This window comes from Alicyclobacillus dauci (genome assembly GCF_026651605.1).
Lineage (GTDB): Bacteria > Bacillota > Bacilli > Alicyclobacillales > Alicyclobacillaceae > Alicyclobacillus > Alicyclobacillus dauci.
This window is the reverse complement of sequence record NZ_CP104064.1, coordinates 3,182,784-3,199,367: the sequence shown is the minus strand read 5'-3', so window position 1 is coordinate 3,199,367 and position 16,584 is coordinate 3,182,784. Positions and strand designations below refer to the sequence as shown.

General features: G+C 50.0%; 17 protein-coding genes. 12 read left to right on the top strand and 5 right to left on the bottom strand.

The window, feature by feature from the left end:
* Positions 1–26 precede the first annotated feature (26 nt).
* From NZD86_RS16215 to NZD86_RS16200, 4 genes are all read left to right on the top strand, one after another.
* Positions 27–974 carry a 4-hydroxy-3-methylbut-2-enyl diphosphate reductase gene (locus tag NZD86_RS16215; RefSeq protein ID WP_268043086.1) on the top strand — a complete coding sequence of 316 codons (948 nt, stop codon included), beginning with the start codon at positions 27–29 and terminating at the stop codon, positions 972–974.
* 98 nt (positions 975–1,072) lie between these two features.
* Positions 1,073–1,222, top strand: a complete 150-nt coding sequence (locus NZD86_RS16210; RefSeq protein ID WP_268043085.1) for a hypothetical protein — start codon at positions 1,073–1,075, stop codon at positions 1,220–1,222.
* Between the two features lie 119 nt (positions 1,223–1,341).
* A complete protein-coding gene (locus tag NZD86_RS16205; RefSeq protein ID WP_268043084.1) occupies positions 1,342–2,256 on the top strand; it encodes a proline dehydrogenase in 915 nt (304 codons plus the stop codon).
* Between the two features lie 210 nt (positions 2,257–2,466).
* The gene (locus NZD86_RS16200; RefSeq protein ID WP_268043083.1) at positions 2,467–4,089 is read left to right on the top strand and encodes an APC family permease; all 1,623 of its coding nucleotides are present in this window, start codon (positions 2,467–2,469) and stop codon (positions 4,087–4,089) included.
* A gap of 78 nt (positions 4,090–4,167) precedes the next feature.
* On the opposite strand, the gene NZD86_RS16195 is transcribed toward NZD86_RS16200, so the two are convergent.
* Positions 4,168–5,274, bottom strand: coding sequence for a glycosyltransferase family 4 protein (locus tag NZD86_RS16195; protein WP_268046903.1), 1,107 nt, complete (start codon positions 5,272–5,274; stop codon positions 4,168–4,170).
* Positions 5,275–5,406: 132 nt separating this feature from the next.
* Between NZD86_RS16195 and NZD86_RS16190 the strand changes: the two genes are divergently transcribed.
* Both NZD86_RS16190 and NZD86_RS16185 read left to right on the top strand, forming a co-directional pair.
* Positions 5,407–6,546 (top strand): YheC/YheD family protein, encoded by a 1,140-nt coding sequence (locus tag NZD86_RS16190; RefSeq protein WP_268043082.1) that lies wholly within the window; start codon positions 5,407–5,409, stop codon positions 6,544–6,546.
* 25 nt (positions 6,547–6,571) lie between these two features.
* Positions 6,572–7,684 carry a M24 family metallopeptidase gene (locus tag NZD86_RS16185; RefSeq protein WP_268043081.1) on the top strand — a complete coding sequence of 371 codons (1,113 nt, stop codon included), beginning with the start codon at positions 6,572–6,574 and terminating at the stop codon, positions 7,682–7,684.
* 18 nt (positions 7,685–7,702) lie between these two features.
* Here the strand turns inward: NZD86_RS16185 and NZD86_RS16180 are convergent, their stop codons facing one another.
* The 3 genes from NZD86_RS16180 to NZD86_RS16170 are packed head-to-tail and all read right to left on the bottom strand — an operon-like array spanning position 7,703 to position 8,842.
* Positions 7,703–8,032: a DUF1811 family protein gene (locus NZD86_RS16180; protein WP_268043080.1), complete on the bottom strand. Its 330-nt coding sequence runs from the start codon at positions 8,030–8,032 to the stop codon at positions 7,703–7,705.
* Between the two features lie 22 nt (positions 8,033–8,054).
* Entirely contained in the window at positions 8,055–8,507 is a 453-nt protein-coding gene (locus tag NZD86_RS16175; RefSeq protein ID WP_268043079.1) for a hypothetical protein, read from the bottom strand.
* Complete coding sequence (locus NZD86_RS16170) at positions 8,504–8,842, bottom strand: YtrH family sporulation protein (protein ID WP_268043078.1); 339 nt, start codon at positions 8,840–8,842, stop codon at positions 8,504–8,506. The genes NZD86_RS16175 and NZD86_RS16170 overlap by 4 nt, the downstream gene beginning before the upstream one ends.
* Before the next feature lie 155 nt (positions 8,843–8,997).
* On the opposite strand from NZD86_RS16170, the gene NZD86_RS16165 reads away from it, so the two are divergent.
* The 3 genes from NZD86_RS16165 to NZD86_RS16155 all read left to right on the top strand — a co-directional run bounded on the left by NZD86_RS16165 (position 8,998) and on the right by NZD86_RS16155 (position 13,182).
* On the top strand, positions 8,998–9,216 hold the full coding sequence (locus NZD86_RS16165; RefSeq protein ID WP_268043077.1) for a hypothetical protein: 219 nt from the start codon (positions 8,998–9,000) through the stop codon (positions 9,214–9,216).
* A 163-nt stretch (positions 9,217–9,379) separates the two neighbouring features.
* Complete coding sequence (locus NZD86_RS16160; RefSeq protein ID WP_268043076.1) at positions 9,380–12,502, top strand: DEAD/DEAH box helicase; 3,123 nt, start codon at positions 9,380–9,382, stop codon at positions 12,500–12,502.
* Complete coding sequence (locus NZD86_RS16155) at positions 12,499–13,182, top strand: SWIM zinc finger family protein (RefSeq protein ID WP_268043075.1); 684 nt, start codon at positions 12,499–12,501, stop codon at positions 13,180–13,182. The genes NZD86_RS16160 and NZD86_RS16155 overlap by 4 nt, the downstream gene beginning before the upstream one ends.
* Before the next feature lie 66 nt (positions 13,183–13,248).
* Here NZD86_RS16155 and NZD86_RS16150 read toward each other — a convergent pair whose 3' ends face one another.
* Positions 13,249–13,677: a Fur family transcriptional regulator gene (locus tag NZD86_RS16150; RefSeq protein WP_268043074.1), complete on the bottom strand. Its 429-nt coding sequence runs from the start codon at positions 13,675–13,677 to the stop codon at positions 13,249–13,251.
* A gap of 205 nt (positions 13,678–13,882) precedes the next feature.
* Between NZD86_RS16150 and NZD86_RS16145 the strand changes: the two genes are divergently transcribed.
* Genes NZD86_RS16145 through NZD86_RS16135 form a run of 3 tightly spaced genes read left to right on the top strand, consistent with a single transcriptional unit; the run spans position 13,883 to position 16,583 of the window.
* Entirely contained in the window at positions 13,883–14,842 is a 960-nt protein-coding gene (locus tag NZD86_RS16145) for a metal ABC transporter solute-binding protein, Zn/Mn family (protein ID WP_268043073.1), read from the top strand.
* On the top strand, positions 14,842–15,693 hold the full coding sequence (locus NZD86_RS16140; protein ID WP_268043072.1) for a metal ABC transporter ATP-binding protein: 852 nt from the start codon (positions 14,842–14,844) through the stop codon (positions 15,691–15,693). The genes NZD86_RS16145 and NZD86_RS16140 overlap by 1 nt, the downstream gene beginning before the upstream one ends.
* Positions 15,690–16,583 carry a metal ABC transporter permease gene (locus NZD86_RS16135; RefSeq protein ID WP_268043071.1) on the top strand — a complete coding sequence of 298 codons (894 nt, stop codon included), beginning with the start codon at positions 15,690–15,692 and terminating at the stop codon, positions 16,581–16,583. Before NZD86_RS16140 ends, NZD86_RS16135 begins: the two co-directional genes overlap by 4 nt.
* The last annotated feature ends 1 nt before the right edge of the window (position 16,584 follow it).

Sequence of the window (16,584 nt, the reverse complement as noted above, 5' to 3'; positions counted from 1 at the left end):
GAATATAGGAGAAGGAGGCGGCACCAATGGAAGTCTTGAAAATCACACCACGCGGATACTGTTACGGTGTGGTCGACGCCATGGTCATCGCCAAACGTGCCGCAGAGGACAAAGCGTTGCCGCGTCCCATCTACATTCTTGGGATGATTGTCCATAACCAACACGTCGTTGAGGCCTTTAAAAGAGAAGGTGTCGTGACAGTAGACGGGGCGGATCGCCTATCACTTTTGGATCGAATTGATAAAGGGACCGTCATCTTTACGGCTCACGGTGTATCACCCGAAGTGAAGCGAAAGGCGATGGCAAAAGGACTGCGTGTCATTGATGCGACATGTCCTGACGTGACGAAAACGCACGATTTAATCCGCGAAAAAGTCAAACTTGGATACGAAGTCGTCTACATTGGAAAGAAGGGTCACCCGGAACCGGAAGGGGCAGTCGGTGTAGCACCGGACCATGTCCATTTGGTTGAGGGCCCATCGGATGTGGAGGCACTCAGCATCGCCACAGATCGCATCGTCGTCACCAATCAGACGACAATGAGCCAGTGGGATACGAAGGAACTCATGGATCTGGTCGTGACAAAATATCCTACAGCGGAAATCCATAACGAGATCTGTATGGCTACACAAACAAGGCAACAAGCCGTAGCGGAACAGGCTGGTCAAGCTGACGTGTGCATCGTCGTGGGGGATCCTAGGAGCAATAATTCAAACCGATTGGCACAAGTAGCAGAACAAATTGCTGGAACACCGGCGCACAGAGTAGCTGACGTCAGTGAAATTAAGCCGGAGTGGTTTCGGCACGCAAGGCGAGTTGCAGTTACATCGGGGGCAAGCACGCCTACCGCCATTACCAAGGAAGTGGTGGATTATATCACCCAGTTCGATCCGCTCGACGAGCACACGCACACCATCGTCCGAACTGTGAAACCCGAACGCATTTTACCATCTGTGCGTAACCCATCATCCTGATGGGGTCTCACAGTTGCTAGGAGCGGTGAACTCTGGTTTACGTATTGATCATTGTTTTAGGAATCATATCTATACTCCTCATGGTCCTTCGTACGAGGGTGCGTCGTCGCACGTTCGGACGGTTTATGGTGACCTTTTTGACCGTTATCTTGTGGTTAGTGTTCATCATTCTACTCGGATATCAAATCGGGTACGCTGCAGGCGACAGCGGTGTGAACCTTCTCAAGTTACTTCATATTTCCCACTAGTTTTCTAGTTGCGAGAATGACGGGAAAGAGGCAGTATAAAGGAATGTGTCAGCAAGCTTGAATCACGATTGTGCAAGCGCTTCATATTGTTTGTTCGTGCTAGAATGGGAGGGGATGGCATGGAAGAAGCACTTCGCTCTTTCTTCCTGCAATTGGCAAAAAATCAGTCAATGAATAGTTGGGCAAAACGATATGGACTTCGTTTTGGAGCCAATCGCTTTGTAGCAGGTGAAACCATTGAGAGTGCAATCGCTGCGGTGCAAGCGTTGAATAATGCAGGCATGGCCGTTACACTTGATCACTTGGGTGAATTTGTCGCTGACGAAAGCGAGGCGCGCGATTCTGCAGACTTTTGTGTGCGGACGTTGGACGCCATTCACGACGCCAAGGCCGAAGCATCGCTGAGTCTCAAATTGACGCAAATTGGACTCGATATCAGCAAGGAACTTTGTCTGGAAAACATGCACATGATTCTCGATACTGCGAAGAAGCACGATCTATGGGTCAACATCGACATGGAGGATTTCGAGCGGTGTCAAGTCACACTCGATATTTTCAGTACACTTAGTCAATCGTATGAAAAAGTTCAGACAGTTATTCAAGCTTATTTGTATCGCAGCTTGGACGACGTGAAGGCTCTAGCTGAGGCAAATGTAAGTATTCGCTTGGTCAAAGGGGCGTATAAGGAGCCTGAAACTGTGGCGTTCCCCGATAAGGCCGATGTCGATGCAAACTATATTAAAATGTTGGAGTTACACCTGCCGTCGGCTGGATTGACGTCCATTGCAACACACGACGAACATATCATTGAGCATGCCAAGAAGTTCATTGCTCAGCATCATATTTCTCGGGACAAGTATGAGTTCCAAATGCTCTTTGGCATTCGCAACAATCTTCAGCAACAACTAGTGGACGAGGGCTATCCCGTACGTATCTACGTCCCATACGGTGACGATTGGTATGGATACTTTATGCGTCGGCTTGCAGAACGTCCTGCAAACGTCAGTTTTGTAGTGCGCGGCGTGTTCAACTAAGTTAACTAAGAGAGAATCCTGGATTCGGACTAGATTGAGATTGATTTTCATAAGCGGGGACAGTCCACAAGGACGTCCCTGTTTTAATCTCACCGTACAATCTTCCCTATATACAGAATTGTTTGACTTATTGATCGTAGGTGATATAATCACGGCGAGGGTCGGACTATTTGAATACTTGTATATTGTTAACTGGAAAGGGGAGAACTTATGGAGCAGGGTAAATTTCGCAGAAAATTAAGCTTATTAGACCTCACACTGTTAGGTGTCGGCTCCATGGTCGGGTCAGGGTGGCTGTTTGCGTCACAGGCTGCGGTTAAAATGGCTGGCGGAATCGCTTGGATTCCCTGGTTGTTTGGCGCACTGGCAGTCATGCTTATTGGTTTGGTTTACGGTGAAATGGCAGCGGCCATTCCACGTGCTGGCGGTTTCGTTCGATATCCGGATTATACGCATGGATCACTTGTTGGTTACTTAATTGGTTTTGCTTCCATGATGGCGTATTCCAGTGTCGCCGGTGTAGAATCCGAAGCGGTCCGCAGTTATGCTTCCAGTTACATCCCGGGACTGGACACGGCAGACGGGAATGTCTCTATTTGGGGCAATTTGTTCCAAATCGCACTTTTGGTTCTGTTCTTCTTAATCAACTATTGGAGTGTTCAGGTTTTTGGGAAAATCAATACCATCGTTACCATCTTGAAGTTTGTCGTTCCGTTGTTGACGATTATCATTTTGCTGTTCAACTTCCATCCGAGCAATTTTACAGTAACCGGTGCGTCGCCGGGCGGTATTCACGGGGCAATGCAAGGTCTAACAGCAGGCGGGTTGGTCTTTGCTTTCCTCGGCTTCCGTCAAGCTGTTGATTTTGGGGCCGAGGCACGTAACCCACAACGCGATATTCCACGTGCCATCGTGTTTGCAGTGCTTCTATCTGCAGCGATTTACGTCTTACTGCAAATTGTCTTTATCGGTGCTGTTCCGCACAGTATGTTGTCTGGTGGTTGGAACGCAATCTCCTTCAAGTCTCCGTTTGCGAACTTAATGGAGACGCTGGGACTAGGTTGGTTTGCTGTCATTATTTTTGCTGACGCTATTCTTTCACCGTCGGGCACAGGCAATATCTACTTGGCGGGTACAGCTCGCACGTTATTTGCTTGGGCAAGAAATGGATACTTCTACTCCGTTATCGGAAAGATCGATGTTCGAACCGGGCTACCTCGTGGGGCACTGTGGCTTACACTGCTTCTTTCCATCGTTTGGACCTTGCCATTCCGGTTCAGCATGTGGAGTGGGTTGGTCAACGCGGTTACGTCCGCGACGGTTATGACGTACATGATTGGTCCTGTTGGCGTGGCGGCACTTCGTCGTACGGCTCCAGACCTTGTTCGTCCGTACAAGTTGAAAGGGTTAGGTGTCATTGCTCCTGCTGCCTTCATTTGTGCAACGTGGATTATTTATTGGGCTGGTTGGCAGACTGACTCCCTGCTCATTGGGTTCACGTTGGCGTCCCTGATTCTGTACTTCGCTTTTATGGATCGGGATTCGGAAACCCGCAATCGCATGAGGACAGAGTGGAAGTCGGGCATCTGGCTCATCGTTTACTACCTGTTCGTTGGTGTCATGTCCATTCTTGGAAGCTTTACAAATACGAAGGTATACAGCATTGTCATCCCGAATCCATGGGATACAATTGTTGTTGGTCTCGGTGCAATCGTCTTCTACTATTGGGGGGTTGCAAGTGCCCTTCGGGTTCCACGGATTGTGGAGGAAGACGAAGCCGAGAGCGAAGAAGAGTCAAGGTACGTGGCTTCCGGAGATTCCGTCAACGTGTAAGAAAGGTTTTTTGCGAAATCGTTACAGGGCTGTCCTGCAAAGGGCAGCCCTGTTTGCGTGCACCAGCATCAGTGGCGCCTACTGCGATGACTCTTTTGGATTGTTTCGTACTTCCTGATATAGTTTGCTGAATTTCTGTGCAGCTATTGCCCATGTGAAGTGACGGGATCGTTTTAGGGCGGCTTCGCTGTACTTTCGGTACGTCTGTTCATCTCGCAAAATTCGCACGGCCTGTGCGAACTGGCGCGGCTGTTTGTACGTTCGTACGAGCAGTCCACCGTCCTCTCCCACAGCTTCTGGGATTCCACCGATGTGACTTGCGACAACGGGAATTCCGTGCGTCATGGCCTCGACATTGACCAGTCCGAACGCTTCGTGCTTTTGGGATGGACAGAGGAGAATATCGTGATTTTCGTACAAGTCATGTAAGCGGCTGGGTTCGATGAATCCCGTGAAGTGGATGTTTAGATGCTTCGATCTCTGTTTTACGAGCGCACCATATGCTTTTTCCCAAGGGGGAGTTCGTCCCACTACCGTGAGCGTGATCGGAAACTCTTTCTGCAATTCTCGAATGACCTCGATACAGATATGAACACCTTTTTGCTGTATCACGCGGCCTACAAATAGAAGGCGAAGTGGAGAGTGTGGCCTGGTTCGAATCCGTCTCGGGAAATTCGAAGCACCCTGCTCTACGCCGGGATAAATGACGTGATAACGCCAGGTGAGAGGGAGCTTACAGCGAGCCCTCAAGGTGCGGGCCAAGTCTTCACTGTTGCACACCACAGCTTGAGTGGATTGTAAGATTTCTCGGGCACGCTGTGATGAAATATGTTTTGGTCCGAGAAATGTTGTGGAGTGCATGTTGAGTATCACAGGGACGGTGGTGTGTGCGTGAATGATATCAAGGGCTTGGGATGGTCGGTTATCGATTTGCACGACATCTGGCATCAGCTCCCCGATAAGTGTTCTCACACGACTCCAATAGGTGTTTCGATCACCTGGAATGGTCATGTGCCGTGAAGATGCTGTATTTCCGTGCGAGGCATGGCTTTTTGGACTAGGACTCACTAACGTCACGCGGACATCATCACGTTTTGAAAGGGATTCGTGTAAGTGTGATAAATATATTTGTACACTTCCACCACGACTCGGTGGAATGGGCAGGCCTTCGGGCGCCACTAACATCACATGCACCGGTATCCTCCTCCATTTGTTTCGTCATATAGCATACGTTAACCCAGTCAAACGGACACTTCGGTGAATACAATGGTCGAGAGAAACCATTTACTGATGTGGGGACAAGAGGGGGAAGCCGACATGCTCTTTGTGCTGACAGGGAGTACTCCAGATGCGTTGCACCACTTGCCGCGAAGGCAGATGACCTTTCAATTTTTGGACAGAGCGTGTCGGCGGATCGGGATCGACATGGTCTTGACGACGCCGGAAAGACTGGATAGTGTCCGTGGAATTTGCCACGGTTGGTCTTTGGATGATACGGAGCAGCAGGAATGGAAGCCCAGGCAATGTCATCTTGCGGGCGGTGTCGTTTGGGATGCGATGTATTTGGCGGACCTCAAAGCACACAAAGTGGCTTATCGTCGCCTCGTAGACAAATTGCCGGCACTGGGTGTTGTCATGTTTAACCCAAAGTTTCCCGCGAAAGATGAATTAAACGTTCTCATACAGAGTGTCGAGGTTGAAATGCAGGCACCTATCAGTCAGTCTCTGTTGCCGCAGACGCATGTAAATGTGGATGCGGATGACGTTGTCCGCTTGCTGAAAGATACGAATGGGCGGGTCTGGTTTAAACCGGTTTACGGATCAGGTGGGCGGAATATGCTGTTGATTTCGCGAGTTGGGAACGAGTTGTACCAAGTGCAGGGTGAGCGTTTTTACAGGCGTCACGTTGCAGAACAGTGGACGAAGCGACAGCTCGTTCGTCAGTTGCAAAAGGCGTTGGAAAAGCGTCCGTATATGCTGCAGCATGATGTACAATTGATCCAGACGCCAGACGGACGCAAGGTAGATTTTCGTGTAACACTGGTTCGAGGGAGATTTGGGAATTGGAGGAAGACGGCTATGACAGCCCGATTTGGAAAGTCGGGTCACTCTCTGACAAATTATCACGCTGGGGGATCCATCCAGTCACTTACGGTGATGAATCCAGAAGTCCGTGAGACCCTCACGTCATTGAATCTAACGGAAGCCGATCTCGGCCGCATCGCAAATGCAGCCATCAAGGCTGCCGAAGTCATTTCAGCAAGGTACAATACAGTGGGAATGCTTGGTATTGATGTGGGGATTTCATCCGATGACGGATGTGCGTACGTATATGATTTCAACAGTCGGCCTGGGCGTGATATTCTCACGGATCGTGAAGTGGATGTGACGATGAACCAAGTGGCGAGATTTGCATGTTACCTGCTTAACACTGTCGAGAGCCGAGTGTTACACTGAAGTCGAAAAGGGAGGTAGCGGTCTAATGAAAATTGAAAATATACAGGAAGAACGTAGGTCACGTTTGGCAACGGCCATGGCAAATTCGGATATAGAGGCCATTGTTCTCACGCACCCAGCGTGTTTTTACTATTTTACGGGCACATGGTTGGAGACCGGTGAACGCGCATCTGGATTGGTTGTTCGAAAAGATGGGTCGGCGACGGTCATTGCACATGAAATGTTTGATGTTCCTGTGAAGGCGATGGGACTCGAAACGAACTTTTGGAAAGACGGACAAAGTGCGTATCCATTGTTTGTGAGCGCATTTGGTTCCGTCCGTGGTCATGTTGCCGTAGATGGCGCTTGGCAAGCGCGTCACGTTTTAGGATTACAAGCAGTTCTACCTGATGAATTACATACTGTCAGTGGCGATCCGCTTATCGAGCAAGCCCGCGTCATCAAGGACGAACTCGAATTGGGACTGCTAAAGGATGCGTCTCGGCAAGCGGATCAAGTTGTCGGCCGGATCAAGAGCGAATTGAAACCGGGTATGACTGAACAACAAGTCGCCGATAGGATTGTTGGCCTATGGAAAGAAGTCGGTGCACAAGGTTTGTCTTTCCCGTCTATTGTCGGTGTCGGGAAAAATGGGGCGGAGCCTCATCACGAGCCGGATGGTTCTCTTCTCACAACTGGGACGACGCTCATTGTCGACACCGGCGGCATTCATGAGCACTATTGTAGTGATATAACACGGACGTTTGTGCTTGGTGAGCCAACGGACGAAGTTCGTGAAGTGTACGAGTTGGTCCTTCGAGCAAACGAAGCGGGTATTCGCACAGCGAAGCCGGGGGTCACACTGGGAGAAGTGGATGATGCGGTGCGGGCCGTCATTGAAGAAGGTGGCTATGGCGACTATTTCACGCACCGCACCGGGCACGGTGTTGGCATTGACGTTCATGAGGCACCGTATGTGATGTCAGGGAACAAACAAGTGCTTCAGCCCGGTATGGTGATGAGTATTGAACCAGGGATCTATTTGCCTGGAAAGTTTGGTGTGCGGATTGAAGATTTGATTTTCATCACGGATGATGGTGCGAAAGCACTCAATGAGGCACCGAAGACCTTACAGGACGTTACCATTTCACTATCATAGTGAGTTGTCGGAAATACGTTAACTAGAAAAATCACCCTCATCGTCGTACTCTTCAAGTCGCGCGATAGGGATGGCTGTTGTTTCGCCGGTCGATTGGCGAATTCCCCATGCCATGACGCCTTCGAGACCAGTCACTGTGAGTCGGTCGTACTCTTCCGCGATCCGGTAGGTACGGCCGGTTTCAATCGTTACGTCGGGCAACATTGCATAACTGGCTGCGAGATACCATTTGGTCATGTGAATTTCATACTCACTCCAATTTTCCTCATCAAAAGCGCGTTGCCCTTTGCGCTGTAGTTCCTTCATTTCTGCTTGTAATTGTTCCTTCGACATGTCGCTGTATAGCATCAGAAGGCCTCCTATAGCATGTTCACTGGTCCAGTCGCCCGCGAACTTGTATATATAACTCGTCGTGAGCAATTATAACAAGTGTAACGGCCAGTCGAAACTTGCGATTATCGATATACATGAATTGGTCGTCGAGGATATAGGATGGTAGTTTTGGGTTTTCCAGCAGGACGTCTTGTGGCTTTCCTTGGAGAAAAGATAGGTCTTTGAGAACACGATTTTTGATAGCAGTTTGAACAGCCAGATCAGTCGGTGTCGTGCAGTCGACACGGATCGCTTTCAATGGGTGGTTTTTTTCAGGGCTTTGGATCTGCGCAGACAGCAACTCATTCTCAACGATGAGTTGGTCTTTTTCATGCGTGAGCGCCTTTACTTGGTCATGCAGCGAATCGAGGTCACGTGTGACATACAACGTGGTTCCCGTGCTACCGATTAGTATCCCAAGCAGGAGAAGCGCCATGGTCGATTTTTTCACGGATGTCTGTCACTTCCGTTCACGAGCCACTCGATGATCATGTAACCGATTTGACATCCGATGAACGCGGCCACAAGGTAGATGAACTGTCTGGCCATCGGGCCCACGGCAAAACTAAAGACGCCTTTGTGGATGACACGCAGTGTATCCATTGTGCCCCCAAGCGCGGCGACCAGAGCCCATATTTTTAAGTCGTCCGCGAGGACGAGCATCGTATAACTCGGGTTGTGGTGTGTGACAACTGCGGCAAATCCTCCGAGCAGTGACCCGCCAATGACGAGCCCCATGGAGACAAAAAAATCAAGCAGGCAGTTGGCAACGATTCCAGGAAACATCAGCATCCCTCAAACGCGGTGTGGCTTACAAGTCCTATTTAAAGATACGGGACAAGGGTCATGCATATGCGCACTTCTGTAGTTCAGACTATCTGTGTCGCGAACCTGGTCCAGAAGAGTGATTGTGTGAGCAGATGTGAAGGGAGATGCATGACGTGACAGATGTGAAGAAGACGCGTGATGAGATACGACGTGATGAGATGATCGACCAAGCGGATCGTATCATTGTCAGCGAAAAGTCTCCAGATGATATGTATTTCGAAGGTGGAAATCGCGACGGAATTGGTCGCGACGCCCCCATCGCTGGTGACGTTCGAACACTCGCAGCTAACGATAATCCGGATGATCTTGAAGGAGACGACGCTAGAGTCTGATACAAAGTGTTTTGTAGGGGTGTTGAACAGGAGTGCGGACTTTTGTTCAACAGCCCCTTTTTTCGTTCATGTCTGTTTTACGGACTTCGCCTGCAAATGATATGATGGAAGAACAGTCATTTTTGGAATCTCTAATTTAGGCTGAGCAAAGAGCGGTGAGAACATGGATGGCAATCAGGAAAAATTGACCATCTCGCTTGACTGGCAGGTGAGAGATAGAGTCGATGAACAGGATAGGGCCGTGTTCTCGTGGGAGCAGGACTTATGTCAGGCCGATGAGGATGTACTCAATAAGGTTGGCCAAAAATTCGTCGATGATGGGCTTCTTTCAGCGTTTGATATAAATTCTAGAGAAATTCAGTTGTCCGGTGCGTTGTTTACAAATTTTTTGTTGGAGTTAAGCAGGCAGGACGGTACACTGAAGGATCGGGAACCTGCGTCTGATGGCGTAAGAAGGTTACAGTTGGCGTTACAGGCACTTGAGCTGGCACGGTCCATCGTTCGTTCGCAGGATGTCTTGGGAGCGGCTTTTGTATCGTCATTTTCAGTGAACAACTGTTTGCAGGTACTTCGTGAGACGGCTGAGGCAACGGACGATGTCATGCCTTCGTGGGCTTCCGGCAACGGTTCATTCGTGGGTCTATGGGTCCCGACTTGGTCCGTTCCCGAATTCCGGAGTGTTCGTTTGGCGTTGCTCTCGAAGGCGTCGACGATTGCAAGGGAACAGGATCGAGTTGCTGATGCAAAGACAGTCCGGAATGAAATGGACTGGATGATTGTCTCGTTTGTTGACACCGTTGTCCGAGACAGCATTGTCGATGTGGTGGACAGTACGCAATCGTCAAGTGGCGGTGGATCGTACCGGGTTATGTACCGCGGCGAGGCCGATGTATTCGAGGCATGGATGGAGTCGCTGCGCAAGACGACGGAACCGTTTCCGGCCGATGGATGGCTAGTAGCGAGATCCATGAGGCAAGCTTTACACAATTCTGGCTGGATGCGCGCGCTGCTAGATGATTATTCCGGTCGTGAATTCTACACGCTTTCGTTTCAGTTGATTCCCCCGATGGGAGATGCGCCCACGGCTGATTGGCAATTGTCGTATGAAATCCGCCATCGGTTTTTTGGCTGGTCGAAACCGCTCGCAGACTGGTGGAGGCAACCGACGCGTTTGTGGCCAGTGGGTGAGGATATACTCGAGGAACCCGACATATGGATTCTCCCAATGCTAAAATCGGCGGCGGGTGTGGCCAAGGAAATCGGGGAATCCATCCGGCTTCCTGCACCGAGTGGTTGTACCATCGCTGCAGACGATGTGTATGCTTTTTTGATGGATTCTACACCGAAATTGGTAGCCCTTGGATTTCGTATTGATGCCCCGGAAGTGCTTCGCGAGAGTGGTTCCCGCATTCGGGTGCGCGTCCGGGTAAAGCGACCGAAGTCGGAGACAAAGCGACAGGGCACGGCAGGGCCACAATGGTTTGATGCCAATCGCCTCGTTGATTTCGATTGGTCCGTCGTCGTCGACGACCAAGAAATTTCTCGGGATGAATTTATTCAATTGGTCTCCAACCAGACACCGTTTGTTCAAGTGGGTGGCTCATGGCGGTTGGTTCCAGTCGATGAAATTTTACGCCAGGTAGAACAACTCGGCGGGGTTAGTAAGCAGTCGACTCGGGTACTGGATTTGTCCCGTGCCATTCTCATGGCGCAAAGCAGCAGCGAAGTTCCTGTCCAAGTCGATTATCAAGAGGAAGCCCTGCCGATCGAACAGGTTATCCAGGTGCTGACACGCGCATCCGATCCGCCGCTTACCCCCGTACCAGAGCGGTTTCAAGGTAAATTGAGGCATTATCAACACTTTGGGTATTCGTGGTTACTTCATCTTCGGTCTATCGGTTGTGGAGCATGTTTGGCCGATGATATGGGCCTTGGTAAAACCATTCAAGTACTCGCTTACTTGTCGAAGTTGCAGGAAGAAGCCACGACCAAAGGTGTTCACCTGTTGGTCTGTCCCACTTCGTTACTCCCCAATTGGCGGGCAGAACTGGCACGTTTTGTGCCGAGTCTATCTGTCTATGTTCACCACGGTACAGCGCGTGATTTAACAGGTCACGTGGGTAAGGATGCAGACGTGGATATCATCATGACGACGTATGCCACGCTTGTTCGAGACTTGGAACTACTTGAGAGTTACGAATTCGACGCTTTGATAGTCGATGAGGCACAAAACATTAAAAATGCGGACACCAAGCAGGCGCAAGCCATTCGCAGTATTCGTTCAGGTCATCGAATTGCTCTAACGGGCACGCCTATGGAGAACCGCTTGGAAGAATTGTGGGCACTGATGGACTTTTTGAATCCGGGATATTTGGGATCAGCATCATGGTTTCGAAGGACACTCGCCGATGCCACGCTGAGAAATCCAAGTGGGGAGGCTGCGGCAAAGTTGCAGGTTTTGCTGCGACCGGTTCTACTTCGTCGTCGAAAATCAGATCCAGATATTCAGACAGAGTTGCCGGATAAGTGGGAAGTGAATGAGCGTGCTATGTTGACGCATGAACAGGCAGCGCTGTATCAAGCGATGGTCAACCAACTGTTTACGGATATCGAGCCGTTGCAGGGTCAAGGCATGTCGCGCCGCGGACAGATTTTAGCTACGCTCGTTCGACTCAAACAAGTTTGCGATCACCCCTGCCTGATTTCGGGAGGAACACCGTCCGTTCGCCGGTCCGGTAAACTTCGCCAGTTGATCGAGTTGCTTCGAACGGTTGTCGATGAGGGTGAGGGTGCGCTCGTCTTCACACAATTCCGGGATATGGGTGAAATTCTCTGCGACACGATTGAGTCAGAGTTATCCGTACGGCCAAAGTTTTTGCATGGTGGACTGTCGGCAAGTGTGCGGGGACAAATGGTCGATGCCTATCAGAGTGGAGCGGACCGGTCGCCAATATTGGTTTTGTCTTTGCGAGCTGGGGGCGTTGGGCTGAATTTGACGCGAGCAAACCATGTGTTTCACTTCGACCGTTGGTGGAATCCGGCTGTTGAGGACCAGGCGACGGATCGTGCGTATCGAATCGGTCAAACGAAAGATGTACAAGTGCACAAGATGATTTGTGCTGGGACGCTTGAAGAACGAATTGACGATTTAATTACGTCGAAGCGTGAATTGTCACAGGCGATTGTGGGCGGATCGAATGAGTGGGTTACGGAAATGGACGACAATGCGCTGCGAGCGTTGTTTGCGCTGAACGAGCAAAGTATCTGGGAGGAAGATGAGGCATGAGACATAAAGCGCGTGCGAGTGTGGTTGAGCAGGCGTGGAAAGTCGTCTTGTCACAAGCGGATAAGTCACGCGTGCGAAAAGCGAGACAAGACGCAAAAAATGGGGCGGTCTCGGACGTTCGCATGGGAGATGGAACCATCACGGCAACAGTGAGGGCGAGCGGGCCGGAGCGGGGGACGTTTCAAGTTGTCCTGCCGTGGCTCGCGGATTACACGCAGCACGGGAAACATGTCGCGAAATGGCTCGCTCATCGTCCAGACTGGATCGCGGCGCATTTCGCGTCGGAGTGGGACCCAGAATTGTTATCATTTTTAAACGAGAATGGCCTCAATGTATTTCCTGATGAGACGACATTTGAACGCTTGAAATGGGAAGCGAAGTGCACATGTAGTGATTGGCAACCACTCTGTTCACACATGCTTTCACTATTGTTCTACTTGCTCGCCGATGCGGATGAGCACCCATTGCATGTGTTTCGTTTTGTCGGACTCGACGTCGAGTGGTTGCTTGACGAAGCGCATCGGGAAAGCGCTCGCTGGGTTTCGGAGCAGGGTGAAAGGAACGACTCTGTGGGACAGCGTATCCCTTCACGGGATGTCACAATCCGTGTCAATGAGCTGCTCGGTGATGTAGAAGCAGTCAGTCCCAGTGGGCGGCTTGCTCCACGGTTTGGAAAGTAGCGAGAGCCTAAGCAATTAGTGAAATTCACCCTAGTGACGGCATACTTCTCTCACTACGTCTCTTATTTATGATGCGGATTGACACTCTGCGCAATATCCGTAGATCTCAAAACGATGGTTGAGCACCTTGAAATTGCCGATTTTGTTCAACAACTGATCCATAGGACACTCGTCAATGGGAAATGTGGAGCCGCAGCCTAAGCAGACAAGGTGATGATGATGTGATTCGTGACACTTCAAACGGTATTTTGCGGCATCATCACTGAACTCCATGTGCTCAATAATGTTGTGTTCAAGCAAAGTGGCTAATGTTCGATAGATTGTATCGTAACTGACACTCGGATACATTCTTTTGACGTGTTCATACACTTCTTTTGCCGAAAGATATTTATCTTGATTGCGGACGAACAAATCCACCGTTTCTTGACGTTTTCCGGTAAATTTGAGACCTGCTCGCTTCAACTTCTGTAAAATGGCTTCCGTGCTGGTCTCCATGCTATCCTCTCCTCTGATACGACCAGACAAGGCGCTGGCTGTAATCCCATCTGGCCATATTATCACCCGCATCCTGTGACTTGGCAAATCTCGATTTATTTCCACACAATAAATCGTAATAATACTTATTTACAAATCGTAATCATGTTGATATACTCTGTGATGTAATTCGGAACGATTACGGTTTATTAGGGAGAGATTGGGAATGAAGCTTCGTATAGCACGAATCTCCACAGTCACATTGGGGCTTTTAGTGACTTCCGGACTAGCGGTGGGGTGTACGACAAATACAGCGAATGGGTCAGGGTCACCAGAGACAAAAACCACAAACGGTGCGAAGGTGATTCAAGCTGTTGGCGCGGAAAGCGAATATGCGGACGTCATTAAACAGATTGGTGGAAAATATGTGTCTGTGACGGGGATCATGAGCGATCCTGCGACGGACCCGCACGAGTACGAGGCAAGTACAAAAAATGCGTCTGTAATTAGTGGTGCAACGCTCGTTGTTCAAAATGGGATAGGGTACGACGACTTTATGAATAAGTTAGAATCTGCTTCTCCCAACTCTCCGCGTACTGTCATTGACGTTGCGAAAGAACTAGGGTATGGCCAAGATACACAAAATCCACACCTCTGGTACAAAACGGATACAATGCCGCGTGTTGCTGAGCTCATTGCAGAACAACTTGAAAAGCAGGATCCAAGCCAAAAGCAATACTTCGAAAACAATTTAACGAAGTTTACGGACTCGCTGAACACATGGAAAAAAGAGCTGGCCGATTTACAATCCAAGTATGCAGGCACTGGCGTCGCCGTAACAGAGCCGGTCGCAGATTATCTCATACAGGCAGCAGGACTTGATGTGAAAACACCGTGGTCATTCCAGGAAGCCATCATGAACGGGACGGATCCATCACCGCAAGACGTTCAACTCCAGACAGACTTGTTTAACCAACACAAAATCAAGGTGTTCTGCTATAACCAGCAGGTCATAACAGATGTCACGAAGACGTTCTTGGCACTAGCGAAGAAAGACCACATTCCCACCGTCGGGGTCTACGAGACGATGCCGGCTAATCACACATATCAGACGTGGATGGAAGATGAAACGAAGGCGATTACGAATGCGCTTGAAAACGGAACATCAACGGAGACGATTTCCTAATGAACGAACAAAGTATTCTTCAATTGAAGCAGCTGACTGTCCGGTTTGGTGACAAAACGGTACTGGATAATATTGATATAGAAATCAAATCAGGCGAGTTTGTGGGCGTTATCGGTCAGAATGGGGCCGGTAAGACGACACTCTTACGAGTGATTTTGGGGCTGTTGAAGCCGAATGACGGAGAGGTTTTGGTTGACGGCACGGTTACGCGCAAGATGAGCCGTCTCATTGGATATGTTCCACAGAAAATCCATCTCGATCTCGACACACCGCTTCGCGGACGCGACCTCGTTGGACTCGGATTGGATGGCCATCGCTGGGGCGTACCGTTGCCAAGTCGTGCCCGGCGTGATCGAATTGATGAAGCATTAGCGGCAGTGGATGCTGTGCACTTTGGGGAAGCTCCGGTAGGAAAACTGTCTGGTGGGGAACAACAGCGTCTCTTGATTGCGCAGGCGCTGTTGACGAATCCAAGAATTTTGCTTTTGGATGAGCCACTGTCCAATTTGGACATTCGCAGCGCTTATGAAGTGGTTCGTCTCGTGTCTCGGCTTAGCCGAGAACAGGGACTCGCAGTCATGTTCGTGGCGCACGATATGAATCCACTCTTAAGTGCCATGGACAAAGTACTCTATTTGGCGAATGGCCGATCCGCGATGGGGACTGTGGAAGAGGTAATTCAAACCCCAGTTCTATCCGCCCTGTATGGTTATCATGTGGAAGTGCTGCGGATCCAAAATAGAATTCTCGTCGTCGGTGGCACAGATGAAAGCAGTGAGATGATGGATTTCGTTGAGGGAGCACACTGTGATAGGAAAGAAGCAACACATCAGGACGTGGTGGGCGGATGAATCAATTGTGGAGTGCCATCCTAGCTCCCGGACTGTTTCACAGTAAAGAGGTGGGCTATGCGTTAGTCATCGGTCTCATCGTTGCAGCACTTTCCGGGATGATTGGTGTATTTGTCGTCATCCGCGGGCAATCGTTTGTGGGGCACGTCTTGACGGACATTGGTGCGGCGGGTGGTTCCGGTTCGTTTCTCATCGGTCTCAACGCCTGGTATGGTTTCGTATCCTTTGGTGTCCTCGCAGGCGCGGGTGTCGAGCTGCTTGGCAACAGAGCGCGCAACCGGGATGTGGCAACAGGTATTATTCTCTCGTTTGCCATGGGACTCGGCGCGTTGTTCCTATACTTTGACACGAACACAGGAAACAACGCAAATGCCTCCATGCTCGTGTTGTTTGGTTCAATTTTTGTCATCCATTCATCATTATTGCCCATTGTCGCTTCCGTGGGTGGTGCGACAATCATCGCGCTGCTCATTCTTTATCGCCCGCTCTTACTCTGTTCCATCAGCCCAGAAGTAGCTCGATCACGCGGGATTCCCGTCCGCTTTGTCAGTATTGCGTTCATGATTTTGCTGGCGCTGGCGGTGGAAAACGGATCGCTTGTCATTGGTTCGCTGTTAAGTACGGCACTTTTGATTGGCCCTGCGGCGACGGCCATCCGGATCACGACCAAGGTGGGGATGGCATCTATCCTGTCTGCAGTGATTGGAATGTTGGCGACCAGTATTGGGATTGTGCTTGCCTATGACAGTTACACTTGGCTTCCAACGCATCGTGGATGGCCAGTGAGCTTCTTCATTGCCGTTCTCATCTTTCTCTTTTACTTGTTATCGCGACTTTGGCCGTCAACAACAACAAAAACACGTAAAGTGGAACCGCGGGAGGCTTTGTGAC

Excerpts from the sequence above, each read along its gene's own strand:
- NZD86_RS16215 (WP_268043086.1), top strand. The coding sequence starts at position 27 with ATGGAAGTCTTGAAAATCACACCACGCGGATACTGTTACGGTGTGGTC.
- NZD86_RS16205 (WP_268043084.1), top strand. The coding sequence starts at position 1,342 with ATGGAAGAAGCACTTCGCTCTTTCTTCCTGCAATTGGCAAAAAATCAG.
- NZD86_RS16200 (WP_268043083.1), top strand. The coding sequence starts at position 2,467 with ATGGAGCAGGGTAAATTTCGCAGAAAATTAAGCTTATTAGACCTCACA.
- NZD86_RS16195 (WP_268046903.1), bottom strand. The coding sequence starts at position 5,274 with ATGTTAGTGGCGCCCGAAGGCCTGCCCATTCCACCGAGTCGTGGTGGA.
- NZD86_RS16190 (WP_268043082.1), top strand. The coding sequence starts at position 5,407 with ATGCTCTTTGTGCTGACAGGGAGTACTCCAGATGCGTTGCACCACTTG.
- NZD86_RS16185 (WP_268043081.1), top strand. The coding sequence starts at position 6,572 with ATGAAAATTGAAAATATACAGGAAGAACGTAGGTCACGTTTGGCAACG.
- NZD86_RS16180 (WP_268043080.1), bottom strand. The coding sequence starts at position 8,032 with ATGCTATACAGCGACATGTCGAAGGAACAATTACAAGCAGAAATGAAG.
- NZD86_RS16170 (WP_268043078.1), bottom strand. The coding sequence starts at position 8,842 with ATGTTTCCTGGAATCGTTGCCAACTGCCTGCTTGATTTTTTTGTCTCC.
- NZD86_RS16160 (WP_268043076.1), top strand. The coding sequence starts at position 9,380 with ATGGATGGCAATCAGGAAAAATTGACCATCTCGCTTGACTGGCAGGTG.
- NZD86_RS16155 (WP_268043075.1), top strand. The coding sequence starts at position 12,499 with ATGAGACATAAAGCGCGTGCGAGTGTGGTTGAGCAGGCGTGGAAAGTC.
- NZD86_RS16150 (WP_268043074.1), bottom strand. The coding sequence starts at position 13,677 with ATGGAGACCAGCACGGAAGCCATTTTACAGAAGTTGAAGCGAGCAGGT.
- NZD86_RS16145 (WP_268043073.1), top strand. The coding sequence starts at position 13,883 with ATGAAGCTTCGTATAGCACGAATCTCCACAGTCACATTGGGGCTTTTA.
- NZD86_RS16140 (WP_268043072.1), top strand. The coding sequence starts at position 14,842 with ATGAACGAACAAAGTATTCTTCAATTGAAGCAGCTGACTGTCCGGTTT.
- NZD86_RS16135 (WP_268043071.1), top strand. The coding sequence starts at position 15,690 with ATGAATCAATTGTGGAGTGCCATCCTAGCTCCCGGACTGTTTCACAGT.